16 protein-coding genes and 1 pseudogene are annotated in these 17,439 nt (G+C 55.2%); 8 read left to right on the top strand and 9 right to left on the bottom strand.

Translation table 11 applies throughout. The annotated features are described in order from the left end of the window. Window position 1: 1 nt before the first annotated feature. The 3 genes from IB237_RS21845 to IB237_RS21835 form a co-directional block, all read right to left on the bottom strand. Complete coding sequence (locus tag IB237_RS21845) at window positions 2–1,513, bottom strand: ribulokinase (protein WP_192490834.1); 1,512 nt, start codon at window positions 1,511–1,513, stop codon at window positions 2–4. 62 nt (window positions 1,514–1,575) lie between these two features. Next, on the bottom strand, window positions 1,576–2,598 hold the full coding sequence (locus IB237_RS21840) for a galactitol-1-phosphate 5-dehydrogenase (protein WP_192490833.1): 1,023 nt from the start codon (window positions 2,596–2,598) through the stop codon (window positions 1,576–1,578). A gap of 111 nt (window positions 2,599–2,709) precedes the next feature. Next, window positions 2,710–3,696, bottom strand: a complete 987-nt coding sequence (locus IB237_RS21835; RefSeq protein WP_210324057.1) for a substrate-binding domain-containing protein — start codon at window positions 3,694–3,696, stop codon at window positions 2,710–2,712. 493 nt (window positions 3,697–4,189) lie between these two features. Here IB237_RS21835 and IB237_RS21830 point away from each other — a divergent pair. Next, window positions 4,190–4,300 (top strand): annotated as a pseudogene (locus IB237_RS21830) (helix-turn-helix domain-containing protein); the annotation flags it as partial. A 164-nt stretch (window positions 4,301–4,464) separates the two neighbouring features. On the opposite strand, the gene IB237_RS21825 reads toward IB237_RS21830, so the two are convergent. Then, the gene (locus IB237_RS21825; RefSeq protein WP_192490832.1) at window positions 4,465–4,653 is read right to left on the bottom strand and encodes a hypothetical protein; all 189 of its coding nucleotides are present in this window, start codon (window positions 4,651–4,653) and stop codon (window positions 4,465–4,467) included. A 386-nt stretch (window positions 4,654–5,039) separates the two neighbouring features. On the opposite strand from IB237_RS21825, the gene IB237_RS21820 reads away from it, so the two are divergent. Further along, entirely contained in the window at window positions 5,040–6,359 is a 1,320-nt protein-coding gene (locus tag IB237_RS21820; RefSeq protein ID WP_192490831.1) for an LLM class flavin-dependent oxidoreductase, read from the top strand. A 49-nt stretch (window positions 6,360–6,408) separates the two neighbouring features. Here IB237_RS21820 and IB237_RS21815 read toward each other — a convergent pair whose 3' ends face one another. From IB237_RS21815 to IB237_RS21805, 3 genes are all read right to left on the bottom strand, one after another. Further along, entirely contained in the window at window positions 6,409–7,215 is an 807-nt protein-coding gene (locus tag IB237_RS21815; RefSeq protein WP_192490830.1) for an endo alpha-1,4 polygalactosaminidase, read from the bottom strand. Between the two features lie 317 nt (window positions 7,216–7,532). Next, window positions 7,533–8,234, bottom strand: coding sequence for an aspartate/glutamate racemase family protein (locus tag IB237_RS21810; protein WP_192490829.1), 702 nt, complete (start codon window positions 8,232–8,234; stop codon window positions 7,533–7,535). Between the two features lie 20 nt (window positions 8,235–8,254). After that, the gene (locus tag IB237_RS21805) at window positions 8,255–8,884 is read right to left on the bottom strand and encodes a flavin reductase family protein (protein ID WP_192490828.1); all 630 of its coding nucleotides are present in this window, start codon (window positions 8,882–8,884) and stop codon (window positions 8,255–8,257) included. 131 nt (window positions 8,885–9,015) lie between these two features. Here IB237_RS21805 and IB237_RS21800 point away from each other — a divergent pair, with 131 nt between their 5' ends. The 6 genes from IB237_RS21800 (at window position 9,016) to IB237_RS21775 (ending at window position 15,141) form a co-directional block, all read left to right on the top strand. After that, window positions 9,016–9,693 (top strand): GntR family transcriptional regulator, encoded by a 678-nt coding sequence (locus IB237_RS21800; RefSeq protein ID WP_192490827.1) that lies wholly within the window; start codon window positions 9,016–9,018, stop codon window positions 9,691–9,693. Between the two features lie 233 nt (window positions 9,694–9,926). Further along, window positions 9,927–10,955 carry an amino acid ABC transporter substrate-binding protein gene (locus IB237_RS21795; protein WP_192490826.1) on the top strand — a complete coding sequence of 343 codons (1,029 nt, stop codon included), beginning with the start codon at window positions 9,927–9,929 and terminating at the stop codon, window positions 10,953–10,955. Between the two features lie 68 nt (window positions 10,956–11,023). Continuing rightward, window positions 11,024–12,172, top strand: a complete 1,149-nt coding sequence (locus IB237_RS21790; RefSeq protein ID WP_192490825.1) for an amino acid ABC transporter permease — start codon at window positions 11,024–11,026, stop codon at window positions 12,170–12,172. Between the two features lie 2 nt (window positions 12,173–12,174). After that, window positions 12,175–13,269, top strand: coding sequence for an amino acid ABC transporter permease (locus tag IB237_RS26595; RefSeq protein ID WP_192490824.1), 1,095 nt, complete (start codon window positions 12,175–12,177; stop codon window positions 13,267–13,269). Next, window positions 13,262–14,704, top strand: coding sequence for an amidohydrolase family protein (locus IB237_RS21780; protein WP_192490823.1), 1,443 nt, complete (start codon window positions 13,262–13,264; stop codon window positions 14,702–14,704). The genes IB237_RS26595 and IB237_RS21780 overlap by 8 nt, the downstream gene beginning before the upstream one ends. A 233-nt stretch (window positions 14,705–14,937) precedes the next feature. Beyond that, window positions 14,938–15,141: a cold-shock protein gene (locus IB237_RS21775; protein ID WP_192490822.1), complete on the top strand. Its 204-nt coding sequence runs from the start codon at window positions 14,938–14,940 to the stop codon at window positions 15,139–15,141. Window positions 15,142–15,373: 232 nt separating this feature from the next. Here IB237_RS21775 and IB237_RS21770 read toward each other — a convergent pair whose 3' ends face one another. Together IB237_RS21770 and IB237_RS21765 are read right to left on the bottom strand one after the other, a co-directional pair. Beyond that, complete coding sequence (locus IB237_RS21770) at window positions 15,374–16,336, bottom strand: dihydrodipicolinate synthase family protein (RefSeq protein ID WP_192490821.1); 963 nt, start codon at window positions 16,334–16,336, stop codon at window positions 15,374–15,376. A 341-nt stretch (window positions 16,337–16,677) separates the two neighbouring features. Continuing rightward, a complete protein-coding gene (locus IB237_RS21765; RefSeq protein ID WP_192490931.1) occupies window positions 16,678–17,439 on the bottom strand; it encodes an SDR family NAD(P)-dependent oxidoreductase in 762 nt (253 codons plus the stop codon).

Below are 17,439 nucleotides of genomic sequence, written 5' to 3'. Positions count from 1 at the left end.
GTCACGCTCCCATCTGTCGGCGGGCAAGCTGATGCAATGTCGGTCGCAATTGCTCGGTTGCCTCTTGATACAGAGGAAGCGTACGTTCGAACCATTCAGCGCGATCAGGATTGGGCAGTAGCTCGCTTGCAGGTGCAACACAGGCTTTTGCAGCGGTCTTCAGATCAGGAAACACGCCAATCGCGGAGGCGGCAGCCACCGCTGTTCCAACGAGAGAGAGATTGTCTTCACGGGCGACCTGGACCGGCAGTCCGAGCGCATCGACGGTGGCCTGCAGCCAAGCGGCATTCTTGACGATGCCACCAGCCATCATCACCCGCTCGACCGCCACACCACGTGCTTTGAGCACCGACAGGATATTCGCGGACCCGAGCGCAACTGAATCGATCGCCGCTGCATAGATGTCAGCCCGAGTGTGGCCCAGCGTCAGCCCCATCAGCACGCCGCGCAAGGAGGCGTCACGATAGGGTGTACGATTACCCATCATATAGTCCAGCGCAAGCAGGCCTTCGGAGCGGTGCGGCGTTGCGGCAACATCGGCAATCATCGCCGCATGTCCATTTCTGTCAAGGCCGAAAATTTCATCGGTCAGCCAATTGAGCATTGACCCGGCGGCAACCTGACCACATTCCACCAGCCAGCGGCCATCGGTCAGTGCATTCGGGTAGGGGCCCCAGAAACCGGAAACGTCTTCCTCCTGGGCAAGTTGCACCAGCTGGACGATAGACGTGCCACCGATGAACAGCATGCCGCCGGGTTCGACCGTGTCTGCGCCGAGAATGCCGATATGAGCGTCGATGCCGCCCTGCGCTACGACCGGCAGGTTATCAAGACCCAGTTCAGTGGCCATTTCGCTGCGCATCGTGCCGATAATTCCGCCGACTGGAACGATGCGCTGCGGCAAACGCTCCAGAAGATCTGGAATACCGAAGGCTTCATAAATTTCCGGAACAAAACGATGGTTCTGGCTGTCGTAATTCCACTTGCAGGCTGCATTCATGCGCGAACCGACCCATTCACCCGTCAGGTCGAAGTTTACGTAGTCGAGCGCTTCGCAAATCACTTCGGCCTTTGACCAGAGTTCCGGCATATGGCTTTTCAACCACATCGATTTGGGTACAAGCCACTCGACAGCGTCCGAGCCGCCGCAAAACCGCATGACCTCATGGTCAAGCGAAGCCGTCTGTCGTGCCTCAGCATCGGCGCGACAGTCCATCCACAGTATTGCTGGCGAAAGTGGGGTACCATCACGCAAACAGACCGCGGCAGTGGAAGCCGTTGTCGCGCAGCAGACAGCATCAACCGTCTTTCGCCCTGCTTTTTCAAGGGCGGCACGGCCAGCATGACGAAGGGCTTTGCGCCAATCAGTCGGAGATTGTTCAGCCCACCCGGCTCTCGGATAATGTGTCGCATAGGCTGCGTCCGCCTGACCGAGCATCTGACGGCGGTCGACGTCGTAAACACCTGCTCGTACGCCACCGGTGCCAAAATCGAAGCTCAAAATATGAGCCATGTTCGATTGTCCTCCCCAAACTGCCAGTTATGACGGCCCGGCCTCCAACCGGGTTTTGTCCGTCACGGGCGAAACATGATCTTCGAGAAAAAGAAGCCACGGTCGTTGCGAAGCCGCTCGAAAATTGCGGGTAATTCATCGAGTGCAAGATCGTGGGTTATCATGAATTCCCATTTGAGGGCTCCGGACGCAAGCTTGTCAAGCGCAACCGTCCATTGTGGGCCGGGGTAGGGAGCGCCGAACGAATTCCACGAACCATGCAGCGAGACTTCCTGACGAAGGAAGTGCTGGAAGGTGGCATTGGAAAGAGGCACTTCGCCAACCGGAATGCCGATAAAAGCGACGTGACCGCCTGGTGCCGCAAGCTGGACTGCTGTGCCGATCGAACTTGGATGCCCGGCCGCCTCGATGATGATATTGCACAGGAGATCTTTCGGGATATCGTCAGTTGAAAGCAACGTATGTGTCGCGCCGGCCTGACGAGCCAACTCAAGCTTTTCTTTGGAAATGTCGATCGCAACAACCTCGGTTGCTCCCATCAACAACATCCACTGAATGGCAAAAAGCCCGATTGGACCACAGCCGATAACCGCTCCGCGATCACCCATCGTCACGCCGCCCGCCTTCCAAATGGCATGTAGCGCGATCGACGCCGGATCGACCATTGCGGCCGCACGGGGGTCGCAGTTTGCCGGAACCTTCATAAGGTTGCTGACCGGAGCGCAAACATATTGCGCGTAGGCTCCATCGCGACGAGAGCCGAAATAGTCGTAATTGCGGCAGCGAGAGAAGTTGCCGGTGGCGCACTGGTCACAACTATTGCACGGGAGCATTGGAGGAACGGTGACCAGTTCACCAACCTTGAAATCGGGAACACCGGGGCCGAGTTCTTCGATAACGCCAGAAAATTCATGACCACAGATGATCGGCATCTTGTGGGCACCTTTGGTGAGCATTCGTGGCAAATCCGAACCACAAACGCCGACGGCCGCGACGCGTAGGAGGGCTTCTCCCTGTCCCGGCACGGGTTTGGCAACGTCTTCGAGGCGGATATCTCCGGGCGTGTGGAGTACGGCTGCACGCATGATTTTGCTATCCTTCAGTTACACTGAGGCAATCGTCGGGCTGGGGCGCCGACGCTCATTGACAGATAAGATCAATCAGGAGGGGCAAAGCCCCTCCTGTCTGCTTGGGAGTTATTGGTTGAGAACCTGCGGACGGTATTCCGCAAACAGTGCAGAATGCGGGAACTTGCCGACATTGTCAGGGGTTACCAGTGCCGTGCCAGCATCGACGAAGGCCGGAACCTTTTTTTTGGCGGCGGCTTCAAGTGCGACTTGAATGGTGACGTCACCGAGATACTGCGGATCGTTGAGAGCCGTCGCCACATATTTGCCGCCTGAGCTCATGGTTTGCAGCGCTTCAGACAGCCCATCGACACCCGCAACCAGAACATCGTCCCGGTTGTTTTCCTTCAAGACCTGCATAGCACCAAGTGCCATGTCATCATTATGAGCGTAAATAACCTTGACATCAGGATGGGCTTGCAAAAGGTCCTGCATTGCGGTGACCGCATTGGCGCGGATGTACTCAGCGTAAGGCCCTTCGACGATTTTGTGGCCACTATCCTTGATTGCATCGTGGAAGCCGTCTCGACGGTCCATCATCACGGCGCCACCTGCGTCACCCTGGATTTCGATGATTTTGGCATCGCTGATGCCATCTGCCTTCAGTTTCGCAACGACGGCTTCTCCAACCAGTTTGCCCATAGCCTTGTTGTCGCGCCCGACATGGGCCGCCACGGTGCCACCACGCACAGGGCGGTCGACGGTTATGACAGGAATACCTGCCGCTGCTGCTGCATCCAGAGACGGTGCCACGGCATCCGGGTTGACCGGATTGATAATGATGGCGTTGACACCCTGTGTAATGAGATCCTGAATATCATTGTTCTGCTTCGACACATCGCCGTTGGCATCCAGAAACACCAACGTGTCACCTGATTTTGCTGCTGCTGCCTCTGCACCGTTCTTCAACTGAACATAAAACGGAGATTGCAGGGTAACCTGGCTAAAACCGATTTTGAGATCTTTGGCGTAGGCGGCTTGGCCACCAAATGCGAGAATTGCGACAGTGGAAGCGGCTACTGATAAGGTAACCATGAAATGACGACGACTGTTCATATGATCCTCCCATGATCGTGAACGTGACGATTGCCCTCCCGGCAATCAGCATATGTGATATTTATTCACTTCTGCTGATTTAAGGGCAACATTTCTCGTCCGTAGTTGTCAACGGGAAGGATAATTTTTGTTAAAATAAAATCTATCGTGTTGTAATAAATATATTTTTTACGGCAGAAATTGACGGAAGTCCAAAATTCTTGTCTTCAGCCCTCGAATTTCCAAAGTCTGTGCATTGCAACAAAAATTGCCAAAAACAACAAATGACGGAATTGAAGGATCTCCGCGGGGCTGATTTTGTTTTTAAGTCACTTGTCCGCAGCGCTTCTGAGCAGAACCGACCGAGCGGCTGATACCATCAGACGATAAGGACATGGAATACAAAAGTTCCATAACAAATATTATGCGATTTATGTGTGGGCTCGGGTGGGTTCAAGGATGAAGTGCGACTTGCAATAAAGAACAACAGGTTATTCCTTGCAAGGAACGCGCGATGAGAAGCACCTACTCCCATATAGATCTGGATGAACGACGCAAGATTGCTGGCTGGCGGACGGCTGGACTTGGTGTCGCAGTTATTGCTGAGAAGCTCGGACGACTTCGCCGAAAAACAGGCGAACCTTGATGGCCTCAAGGAGCGCGGCAGTCTGGCTGCGGAAAACCATGTGTCTGTGCATATCATCGAAGCAAGGACAAATATTCTCTGCGCGCATCCGTAAGTTTTGCGGCACATCCTCTGGTCTGTAAACAATCAAGGTCCGCCAAGGATCACGCCGCAAAAGTGCTGGGTGTTGCCAGATGGCTGCGGATGTCTGCCGTCAGATCGTGCAAGCTCGCATATCTGCGATTGTCGAGATCAATCACATGGAACTTCACGGCAATGAACCGCAACTTGTTGTCTTCAGGGATTGCTATTCCGACCGGCAGTCCGGCGTGTTCAATAACGTGTCTCTGCATATCCGTCTCTTTTCAGCGTGTTTTTCGACCTCGAACTGATCCACCTCTGCGATTTCAGAGGTGCGTGCATTCGTGATGGAAAACGGCAACAACGGTTTTGCGTGATGTCGGTAATATTGCGGGCTGCGTCATATTTACGATCAAATGAAACGTGAACCATGATTTATCCTCACCCGTCTATTGTCTATAAAATATATATACTATTCAGATCATGATGTAATGTCGAAAGTTCGAATTTTCGGAAGAAAAATCTAAATTTTCAATGATGTGGTTGGATATAGAGTTATTTATCTTATCTCGGCTAGAATTAAGGAATAAATATTCGGGAGATTGACCCTGTTTTTATCGCCAATATATTCCCAACATGCTCCAAGGAGAGCCGCGCCATGGCAAAGTCGATGCATCTCACCGCGTTCATGCGTCCAGTCAGTCTGCATACAGGCGCATGGCGATATCCGGGTTCCTATGCCGATGCGAACTTCAACTTTTCCCATTTGAAGTCATTCATTCAAAAGCTCGAAGCTGCGAAATTTGACGCGTTTTTTATGGCGGATCATCTGGCGGTTCTGAACATGCCTGTGGAGGCCCTGAGACGTAGCCACACTGTTACATCTTTTGAGCCGTTCACCCTGCTTTCGGCGCTGGCTGCCGTGACGGAAAAGATTGGTCTTGCCGCAACGGCGTCGACAACTTTTGACGAGCCGTATCACGTTGCTCGCCGGTTTGCCTCGCTCGATCATATCAGCGACGGACGCGCGGCATGGAATATTGTTACCACGGCAAACCCCGACGCTGCGCTTAACTTTGGTCTGGATACCCATGTTGATCATGGTGATCGATATGCGAGAGCGCGTGAGTTTTTCGATGTCGTCACGGGCCTGTGGGACAGCTTTGCTGATGATGCATTTATTCGCGATCAGGAAAGCGGCATCTTCTTTGATCCCGATAAAATGCACGTGCTTGATCACAAAGGCCCTGCCCTGCAGGTCAAGGGGCCTTTGAACATAGCCCGGCCTGTCCAGGGCTGGCCCGTCATCGTGCAGGCCGGGCAATCAGAGCCCGGTCGTCAACTGGCGGCTGAAACCGCAGAGGTGGTGTTTTGCTCGCCGCGCGATCTTGCCGCTGCAAAGCTTCTTTATGCCGATATCAAAGGCAGGATGCCAGTCTTCGGCCGTCGTCCGGAACAGCTGAAAATACTGCCCGCTGCTCTCATCGTGATTGCAGACACGGTGGAAGAAGCCAAGGCCAAGCGCGCCAAGCTTGATAGTCTGGTGCACTATGATAGCGCTATCGCGTCACTGTCGATTGCTCTTGGCCATGATGCGTCCGGTTTTGATCCGGATGGCCCGCTGCCAGATATACCCGATACGAATGCAAGCAAGACCGGTCGCGAGCAAGCGATAAGGCTTGCAAGAGAGGACGCGCTGACGGTGCGTCAGTTGGCACAGCGATATGGTGGTTATGCTGGCCTCGCCTTTGTGGGCACGCCACAAACCATAGCTGATGAGATGGAAAAATGGTTGGCCGAGGACGCCAGTGATGGCTTTACAGTCGTGTTACCATATCTTCCGCAAGGGCTGGACGATGTGGTACTTCAGCTGGTTCCGGAACTGCAACGGCGAGGTTTGTTCCGCCAGGATTACGAAGGAACAACGTTGCGAGACCATCTCGGGTTGCCACGTCCCACCAACCGGTTTTTTGCGTAACGCTTTGTGGTTCGCTTGATGCCAGAAGTTGCCGCGACAAGCGGAGGTATCAGCGAGATGCTGCCGGGCAATGGGCGTAGTGATAGCCTTTTTGTCCCGGCGCTTTCAGCATACGATCACGCAGGATCGTTGCTTTGGGCGTGTTCTTGTCACGGCAGACAGCGGAGAATTTTCCGCGCAGGTCGTCGGTATATTCAATGTTGATGACCTGATCTCCGTAGAAGCGTGTGTATTGGGAACACTCATCGAAACGATGGCATTCTTCTGCAACGGCGAAATCAAATCCGATTGTGCGGCGCTCGTCTTTAGAAAGCTGCGGTGTGTTCTTCTGCCCTGCGGCCAATCCATTGCTGTGTGCGATCTCGACAAGCAGGCGCGCGAATGCCACCGCATCTTCCTGCGTCAATGCCCCTTTCGAGCGGCTGAAGGAATCGAGATTATCGAATTCGACGGCGTCAAAGCCGGCCTCCGCGCAGTGTGCTATGCTGGTGGTGAGCCGTTTTGCAATCTGTTCTCTGAGCGCTGCAGACGAGATGTTCAGAAGATACTCATCTGGCCAGCCGGGATCGGCAAATGCTTTGCCGTTTTTGCCAATAACCAAAAACTCTTTTGGCCACTGGCTGTCCGGCTGGGTCTGAAAACCATTCACGTAACAAATATTGTACAGGCCTTCGGCTGGCATCGCCGTGCTGTCGCGCGCCACAACAGTAACGCCAAGGGGAGGTTCATAACTGCCGCCCAGTTGATAGTCTGGAATTGCCCTACTTGGTATGGGCTTAACACGCTGATTTTGCTCAAGGCTGAACGCGACTTGTGGGAGCAGAACAAGAGTTGTTGCCAAGAAAAGTCGCTTCAATTTTCAATATCCCTTGGCCTAATCAGACGTGCGCGCAAGACTTTAGCGGTTGTCGTGGCGAGTTGAAACGGCAGGCTTGATGCCGAGTAGAGTACGGATGTTCGTTCGAAAAGCATGGGGGAAGTCACAAACTAATTTGTTGCCTTTTTATTGTCTGTATCTGTGATGATCTGGTGCCAAGCCCGACAGGCGGTCTCTTTCTCGGCTGGAAGATAATGATCCGCCGCCACAAGTCTCTCGCGAACAAATGATGGGAAGTATGTTGACCGGATGAATTCAGTCGTAAGACGGCCCGGTGTCAGCCGCAGATCTGCCCGTCACCCCTTGACGCGCGGATAGTCGTAGGCATTGACCTTTGATGTGACGTAACCAGCGCCGACGAGGGCTTCGGCCATCTTGATTGCTGCCGTCACGCCATCAATCACCGGAACACCGGTTGCCTCGCGCAGACGGTCGCAGAGCGCCGACATGCCAGCGCAACCGAGGATGATGGCCTCGGCGCGGTCTTGCTGTTTGGCCGTTTCAATTTCACGGATCAGCAACTGCTCTGCCATGGCTGGATCGTCCTCCAGCCCGAGTACCGGCAAATTGATCGCCCTGACTTTACGGCAGTGACGATCTGCGCCGTAATCACCCACCAGATCTTCGATGATCGGGATGGACCGGGGCAATGTGGTGATGATCGAAAAGCGGCGACTGATGGTCATCGCCACCTGTATCGCCGCCTGGCAGATGCCGATGACGGGGCCGCGCGCAACTTCTCTGGCCGCGTGCAGGCCGGGATCGTCGAAGCAGGCGATGACATAGGCCTCGATGCCCAGACGTTCGCCCTTGCGAATTTCCTCCAGCATGCCGGGCACAGCCATTGCCTCATCCGCGCCACCTTCGATGCTGACGGGGGTGTTTGCCGGATTAACGGCAGAAACCTCGGTGCCCGATTGTTTTACACGCAACGCGCTTTCCAGCGCCTGGTTGGTCATCGAAGCCGTGGAGTTTGGGTTGATCAGGCGAATATGCATCGTCGCGAACCTTTCAGGGCCTATTTGTCCTGTGGCTTGATAAAATCTGCGATCGGTGGTGCGCTCAGTTCAAACTGGCGATCCGAAGTGATGTAATTGTCGGCATGCAAACGCGCGATCGGCTGGTATCGCTCGTGATCGACATAACGACCCTCAGCATCAAGGCACTCTCGGTGAACATGCATGTGGACGACTTCGCCAATCACCAGGGTGCGGCGGGGATAATCGATCAGACGCTCGACCCGGCACTCAAAGACGCAGGGCGATTGCGCAGCGTAACTTGCATCGATCTTGGCGCAGGATTTAGCAGTCAGTCCGGCCATCGAGAGTTCATCGACTTCATTATCAAAGCCTAGCCCGCAGACCAGCATTTGCTGCGACAAGGTCATGTCGACCATGTTGATGGCGAACTCGCCAGTGCGGCGAATATTGACCATCGTGTCTTTTTCTTCGCCCGACGATTGCGGCTGGATGCCAAGCACAACAAGTGGCGGATCGTGCGAGAACACGTTGAAGAAGCTCATGGGCGCCGCGTTGTTATGGCCTGCTGCCGAACGGGTCGTCACCAGCGCTATCGGTCGCGGGCCGATGAAATTCGTCAGCAGGCGGTAGCGGCTTTGTGGCTCAAGTTCGGTGAAGTCGAATTCCATGGTGAGATCTCAATTTCATAATTTACAATGATGTCTCATATTGTCGACAATATTGCAATGAAAATCCTGACAATATGATTGACTTTTCTGGTCGGATTGCGCTTGTGTAGTCCTAACAGGGAACAGATTTGATGACCGCGCAGGCCGGACCGTCCACACAACACATTGTCGAAAAAGTCTGGTTGTCCATCGCTGAGCGCCGGCTTCGTCCCGGTGTGCAGCTCAAGGAAGAGCAACTGGCGACGATCTTTAATGTCAGTCGCGCCAAGGTTCGTCAGGCCCTCACCGCACTGGAGCGCGATGGCCTTGTCACAATCATTCCAAACCGCGGTGCCTTTGTTTCCAAGCCTTCGGTAGAAGAGGCGCGGGATGTTTTTTTTGTGCGCCGCACGGTTGAACGTTGTGTGATCGAACGTCTGTGCAAGTCAGTTTCCAAAGCAGATCTAAAGCGATTGCGCGATCATGTTGCCAAAGAGCGTGTCGCCAATGCCCAGGATATTACGAGTGAAATCATCAAGCTTTCTGGTGGTTTTCACCTGCTTTTGGCGGAAACTCTGGGTTCGGACTTCCTGTTCACGACAATGCGGGACCTGATTGCCCGCTCATCGCTGATAACAGCCGTCTACCGCAATACCAACCGCTTCAATTGTGGGCCGGATGAACATGCCGAGATCGTTGAGGCGGTTGCCGCCAACGATGCCGAAAAGGCAATTCGTTTGATGGCGCATCATCTCGAGCATGTCGAATCCGAGCTCGACCTGAGCGAAATCCGCGATCTCTCCCACGATCTGCGCGCCGCCCTCGCCTGACATTTGCTGTTGTGTCGGTTGTGAAATCCCGCTGGTTCGACGCCACGCAAAAATGCGTTTGTCGTTCGTCGTGGCGATCAGTTGCGCTTGCCGACTTCGGATAATTCAGCGCAACGACCGAGACAGGTGTTGTCAATCATGGAAAGATATTGTAGACAATACTGTACGCATTATCTCAGCCAAAAACAATAAAATGCCAAGGGAAGTGCAGCCAATCAAAAAGGGGAACTGAAATGAATAGATGGACAGTTGGGAGCTGCATCGGTGCAGCCCTCGGAATTTTGACAGTCGTTACAGCAGGCGTTGCCAGCGCCGATACTCTCGATACCGTAAAAAAGCGCGGGAAGCTGGTTTGCGGCGTCTCTCTCTCTACACCCGGCTTTGCTGCACCCGATGACAAGGGTCGCATGGAAGGTTTTGACGCCGATATCTGCAGAGCCATTGCCGCAGCCGTTTTTGGTGATGGCGAAAAGGTCGAATATGTCCCGACCAACATCAATACCCGTTTCCAAGCGCTTCAGTCAGGCGAAATCGACGTTCTGTCGCGTCAGACGACCCATACATTTACCCGCGACGCCTCTCTCGGTATCGATTTCGGGCCTGTCGTGTTTTATGACGGTCAGGGCCTCATGGTGCAGAAGTCGCTCGGCGTGACCAGCGCCGAAGAATTGAAGGATGCAGCCATCTGCACCCTGCCCGGCACCACGACGGCGCAGAACCTCAGCGACTTCTTCGGCAAGCTGGGCGCCAAATTTGAACTGGTTGTGTTTGAAAGCCCGGACGAAAACCGTGCAGCCTTCTTCAGCGGTCGTTGCGACGCAATCTCGTCTGACCGTTCTGACCTTGCCTCGATCCGTGCCGTTGCCAACAATCCCGACGACTATGTCGTTCTGCCGGAAACCATCTCCAAAGAACCACTGGCAGTTGGCGTTCGCCAGAACGATTCCAACTGGCGCGATATCGTATCCTGGTCGATCTGGATGCTGATGGCGGCAGAAGAAAAGGGCATCACCCAGGCCAATGTCGATGAAAAGGTCAAAAGCGACGACCAGGAAATCCAGCGTATGCTTGGCGTCACTGACAATCTCGGCGAGATGCTGAAGCTCGACAACAAGTGGGGCTACAACATCATCAAGTCGGTCGGCAATTACGGTGAAGTTTTTGACCGTGCGCTTGGTGAAAAGACCCGGCTTGGCATGACCCGTGGCCCGAACACTCAATGGAACCAGGGCGGCCTGCTTTACGCTCCGCCAATCCGCTAGATCGAGATCGTCGCGCCCGTTCCTGCGGGCGCGAATACCTCTTGCGGCCGTCTCGACGGAGGGTTCCGATGGCTCTGCTGAGCAATGTGCGCTTTCGCGCGCTTTTTTACCAATGGCTGGCAATCGGTGTCATCGCATTGATTGCCTGGTCGATGTTTACGACTGCAAGCCAAAATCTTGCCAAACACGATATTGCGACCGGGTTCAGCTACCTGTCGCGACAGGCTGGTTTTGTGATCAGTGAAGCGGCAATTCCCTATGGGCCGAGCGACACAGTGGCCCATGCGCTGCTGGTTGGTCTTGCCAACACCGTCAAGGTGTCGCTGCTGGCCGCCATTTTCGGCACCATCATCGGGCTTCTGGTCGGGATTGGTCGCATGTCGCGCAATCCGATGTTGCAGCGGCTCATGCTGGGCTATGTCGAGGCGCTTCGAAACGTGCCGCTGCTGCTCTATTTGCTGTTCTGGTACGCGGTGATCATCAATGTGCTGCCACCGGTGCGGGAAGCCCTGGCACTGGCGCCCCATGTCTATCTTTCCAATAGCGGCCTCGTCATTCCCTCCGTCACCTTCGAAAGCGGTTTTGCCGTTGTTTTTGCGGCCATTGTTGTTGGCATCATAGGTGCAGTGGTCATCAGGCGTTTTGCACTGCGCAAGCGATTGGCAACCGGCGTTTCCAATAACGGCGCTTTGGTTGCCGTGATGTTCGGTTTCTTGCCTGTTGCGCTGGTCCTGCTGCTACACGGCATGGACATGACCTTTGACCTGCCAGAAAAAGGCCGCTTCCGTCTTACCGGCGGCATGCAGGTGAAACCTGAATTTGTTGCGCTGCTGTTTGGACTGTCGCTGAGCGTATCGGCCAATGTAGCGGAAATTGTTCGCGCGGGCATTCAGGCTGTGAACAAGGGCCAGTGGGAAGCGGCGATGGCGCTTGGCCTACCGCGCCGCCGCACCATGCGGCTTGTTATTCTGCCGCAGGCATCTCGCTTGATGATCCCTCCGTTGACCAATACATACCTCACCGTCTTCAAAAACAGTTCACTGGCGATTGCCATCGGTTATCCCGATCTTGTCATGGTCTCAAACACAGTGATGAACCAGACCGGGCAGGCCATGGAAACGATTGCGATCTTCATGGGGGCTTATCTCACCCTGTCGGTCATTATTTCGCTGTTCATGAACTGGTACAACTCTCATGTTGCCCTGAAGGAGCGTTGATCGTGACGGAAGCTCAACTCGCCCTTGGCACAGCCAGCATCCAGTCCCCTCCCCGGCGTCCGCAACGCTGGTGGCAGGACTGGTTTGGTACGCCTGGCAATGCGCTCATCACCATTCTGAGCAGTGCGGTCGCTCTTGCGCTGGGCTGGTTTGCGATACAGTGGCTGTTTCTCAACGCCACTTTTGCCGGCACACCGGAAGACTGCAAGGCGGCAAGCGGTGCCTGTTGGCCATTTCTCAGCACCAAGCTGCGCTACATGGCCTTTGGCTTCTACCCCTATGAAGAACAGTGGCGGCCGCTTGTTTCTCTGATTGTCTTTCTCGGCTCCATTACGGTTTCGATGGTGCCACAGATGTGGAGCCGCAAGCTGCTGCTGTCGTGGATTTTCCTCATCCTGCCCGGCCTCTACATTCTGATGGCGGGCGGCATGTTGGGCCTGCGTGCCGTTCCGACAACGCAGTGGGGTGGTCTGCCGCTGTCCTTCATGCTGTCGTTTGTCGGGCTCGCCTGTGCCCTGCCGCTCGGCATCCTGCTGGCACTGTCGCGCGCCTCTGACCTGCCGGTCATCCGTGTTTTGGCAACCAGCTTCATCGAGATCATCCGTGGTGTGCCGCTGATCAGCATTCTGTTCATGGCAACCGTGATGTTGCCTTTGTTCATGCCGGATGGGGTGACGGTGGACAAGCTGCTGCGTGCCCAGATCGCCATCATCATTTTCGCTGCCGCCTATATTGCCGAGATCGTGCGCGGCGGTCTGCAGGATGTGCCGAAGGGCCAGATCGAGGCTGGCAAGGCACTTGGCATGGGCTACTGGCCGATCATGTTCAAGATCGTGCTGCCGCAGGCAATGAAGAAAGTCATTCCGCCCCTGGTGTCGCTGTTCATCGGCTTCTTTCAGGACACGACGCTCGTGACCATCGTTGGGCTGCTCGACTTCCTCGATACTGTGCGCTCGGCGATGCGCGATCCGGTCTGGCAGGGCATTGCCGTACTGGAAGGGTACGTGTTCGCCGCTGCCGTCTATTTCCTCTTCAGTGCACTGATGGGTGCCTATAGCCGTTTCCTCGAACGTTATTTCAGGACAAGCCATGATTAAGCAGATCACCGTCATCCGTAATGTCGAAACGATCGTCGCCTATGACGAAAAAACCGGCAGCCATGCCTATCTCAACAATGGCGATATTGCCTTCGATGACACGTCTATCCTGCACATTGGTGGGCACTATACCGGTCCATTTGCGGTGGAAGAACACGGCCAGGGCCGTATGCTGTTGCCTGGTCTCATCAACATCCACTGTCATTCCGATGAGGAGCCGCTGTCAAAGGGCATATTCGATGATATGGGCACAGCCGCCCTCTGGGGTCAGGCGATGTATGAATATTCGGGCCTGATCGAAATCAGCCAGGAGGCGCGTGAAGCGTCACTGACGATCATGCTTGGCGACCTTATTCGCAGTGGTGTTACCACACTTCTCGATATTGCCGGGCCTCATGACGCGTGGCTGCCGACGCTGGTTAAAAGCGGTGCCCGTACCTATGCCGCGCCGGGATTTCGTGAAGCGAGCTGGCACGTCGAAAACAGTCACCGGCTGGAATATCGCTGGGATAAGGCACGTGGTCGCGAGGCCTACGAACAGGCACTTGCCTGTGTTGACGCCGCCGAGGCCCACCCTTCCAGCCGCATTGGTGGCGTCATCGCCCCGTCGCAGGTTGAGACATGCTCTGAGGACTTGCTGATTGAAGCGACGGCGGCGGCCAAATGCCGTGGCGTGCCGATCACAATTCATGCCGCGCAGACCATGGCAGAACATGAGGAATTGCTGCGCCGGACCGGCAAGACGGCGGTCAAATATCTAGAAGGGCTCGGTATTCTCGATGAAAGGCTGATCCTCGGTCACTGTATTTTCCTCGACAGCCATTCCTGGACACGTGAACGCACGCAGACCGATATGGAGCTGCTTTCTAAACGCGGTACCAGCGTTGCCCACAGCCCGGTTACGTTCTCGCGCAGCGGCATGATCCTGGAATCGATCGGGCGTTATCGCCGGGCCGGTATCAATGTCGGTATTGGCACGGACAGCTACCCTTACAACATGCTGGAAGAGATGCGGCGCGCGCTGATCTGCGCGCGAATTGCCGGCAAGAGCGTTTTCGACATCAAGACCGGTGATATCCTCGCCATGGCAACACTTGGTGGTGCAAAGGCACTTGGCCGCACGGATATTGGTCGCATTGCGGTTGGCGCAAAGCCGGACTTCTCGCTTGTTGATCTCAACCATCCCGCCATGCAGCCGGTCTACGATCCACTGCGCAACCTGCTGCAATGCGCGGCAGAGCGCGCGGTAGAGGCGGTCTATGTCGATGGACAATGTATTGCGCGTGGCGGCAAGTTGCTTGGGCTCGATTATGATGCTGCGGTCCAGGTGATGAAGGAGGCCTCGAAGTTTGCGGTCAGCCGTATTGCCAAGAACGACCCGCGCGGCCGTTCGCTTGGCGAACTCGCACCTCTGTCTCTTCCAGTCCTCAATTGATCTAGTCGACAGGACCAGATGCAAAACTGCCGGCCACAAGGCAGTTTTGTCAGGCCTTTGTTTGGCCACGTTTGGCGGGTGAAGGCCCAAAAATGGCTGTCTATGCAATTAAAGTGGCCTCGCAACGTTGTATTTACAGTATTTACTATCAAATATCGGTTGCGGTTGACGGCGCAGATGCCTAATCTCCCGCGTCGGCGGCATAAGGGCCGCCATTATTTACGGGGATATACATGGCCACTGGGACAGTAAAGTTTTTCAATCAGGACAAAGGCTTCGGCTTTATCACGCCAGACAATGGCGGCGTTGACGTATTCGTTCACATCTCTGCAGTTCAGAGCTCGAGCCCACTTCGTGACGGCCAGAAGGTCAGCTACGAAATCGGTCAGGACCGCAAGACTGGCAAGTCGAAAGCGGAAAACGTCGTACCTGCTTGATTAAATCACGGCTCGTTGCCGCGCGTGAATGGGGATCGATTTGATGACAGGTCGCCCCATCTGCGCGGAGACGCTTTTTCGCCGGCACGCTTGATTATGCATTTTGGGAGCTGTGCGGCGGCGTTAACGCTGCCAGAGCCGGCTCTCAGTGAAAATCACCAGTGAGCAGTGTGAAAATACGAAATTTACAGCGGGGTCCGAGTTTGTTCTCGGACCCCGCTGTTATTTCTGGTTACGCCTTGTAGGTCTGCACGGCGCCTGGCAGCTTGCTCCACTGGGCATACCAATTGTCGAACAGCTTCAGCTGTGCTTCGACATAACCACGTTGGCTGTCAGAGAGGAAATCGCTCTCATTGAAGTTCAGCGTGTATTCCTTGTCGCCCTTCACCACCATCATGTGCTTGAAGTAGAGAACGAGATCCGGGCCTTCATCGAAGGATGACAGCACGGCAAGAGCGTTTTCCAGCTCCAATGCACGCTGGCGGGCGTCCGCATCACCTGTTGCCGCAGCCATGGAGAGCTTGCACAGGTGCAGGACTTCCTTCGGCAGGACGTTGCCGATGCCGGTGATTGCGCCGGTTGCTCCGCAATTGACGAAGCCGTGGACGACGGCGGTGTCGACACCAATCATCAGCGTAACTTCATCATCGCGGCTGGTGATGTTCTCCGCGGCATAACGCATGTCAGCCGGGCCGCCGAATTCCTTGAAGCCGACAAGGTTATTGTGCTCCGAACGCAGATCAAAGAACAGGTCGGCACGGGTTGCAAAGCCGTAGTAGGGGCTGTTGTAGATCACCGCCGGAAGATCAGGTGCTGCAGCGAGGATGGCCTTGAAGTGGCTCTTCTGGGCACTCACGACCGAGCCACGCGACAGGACGCGCGGAATAACCATCAGACCCTGCGCGCCAACCTTCTGGGCATGGGCTGCGTGGGCAACGGCCGAAGCGGTGTTGACGGCGCCAGTTCCAACGATCACAGGCACACCTGCCTTGACCAGACGCTCGACACCTTCCATGCGCTGTTCGTCGGTCAGGAGTGGCCAGTCACCCATCGAACCGCAATAAACCACCGCTGACATGCCGAGCGCGATCAACTCTTTGCCCTTCTTGACCAATGCGTCGAAGTCCGGCGTGCGGTCTTCTTTGCAAGGGGTCATCAATGCAGGCATAGTGCCCGAAAATACTGCGGCGGACATGCGGCTTCCTTTCTGTTGAGCCATTTCACTCACGGGATCAATGGACTTTATACATTCGATTACCCTGGATATAATCTAGTGTATTCATTTTGTCGACAACAAATCTGGATAAATTAATGATGCCCCGCACAATATCCCCGGTAAGCTGCCGCTTCCGGTTTGACAAAAGCTTGCTTTAGGTTGGCAATGTCTGGAAAGCTGCTGGAAATTCAGTTTTCTAAAGGATGGCTTTTGGCACGGGCATAGTCCACTCGAACACGCCTCGATGGAGGCCTGCCGAGCAAAGGAGTCAATAGCGATTGGTTACGCAGGTTAACTAGCAGGTGGCGAGCAGGTCCGGCTCAGTAACCACCGGTCAGGAAAATGCTTTCGCCGGTCATGAAGCTGCAGGCCTGAGATGACAGGAAAATCGCCGCTCCGACCATCTCTTCCGGTTGCCCTGCTCTGCCCATCCAGTTCAGGTTGCGGACATAATCAGCCCAACCCTCGGGATCCTCATCTTTCCGATGTGCGTTGCGGTCGGTATCGATCAGGCCAGGTGCCAGCGTATTGAGCAGGACATTGTCTCGGGCAAAATCCCGTGCCTGGCTCTGGATAAGATTATGCTGTGCCGCCTTGGTGGCAGCATAGGCGGTAACGACGCCTTTCGGGCGAAGCTGGTTGATCGATCCGATCGAAACCACCCGGCCCCATTTGCGGGCGGCCATCAGCGGGAGCGCCGTCTGCAGCATATCTACGGTCGAACCGAGATTGACCGCCAGTTGGAACGCCAGATCAGCGGGTTTCAGATCAGACAGGGTCGCGTTGATCTGGGCGCTGGCGTTGATGATGAGAATATCGATCGGTGCGATGGCTTCAGCCCGTTTAATCAGGTCGCGGCCAGCATCGGGGCTTGAGAGATCGCTTGCCAGTTCCTGCGCTGTGCCGCCTGCATCGGTAATGCGTTGCTGAACAGCTGCTGCACCTCCAGCTTTTGTGCCGTGCAGAATGATGTGGGCGCCAGCCCCCGCCAAACCTTCGGCAATGGCGGCACCGATGCCGCGACTTGAGCCCGTCACCAGTGCTGTGCGGCCCTTCAGGCCAAAAACTGTTTCAAGACGCAT

This window comes from Agrobacterium sp. AGB01, from assembly GCF_014851585.1.
GTDB lineage: Bacteria > Pseudomonadota > Alphaproteobacteria > Rhizobiales > Rhizobiaceae > Agrobacterium.
This window is presented reverse-complemented; position numbering and strand designations above follow the sequence as displayed.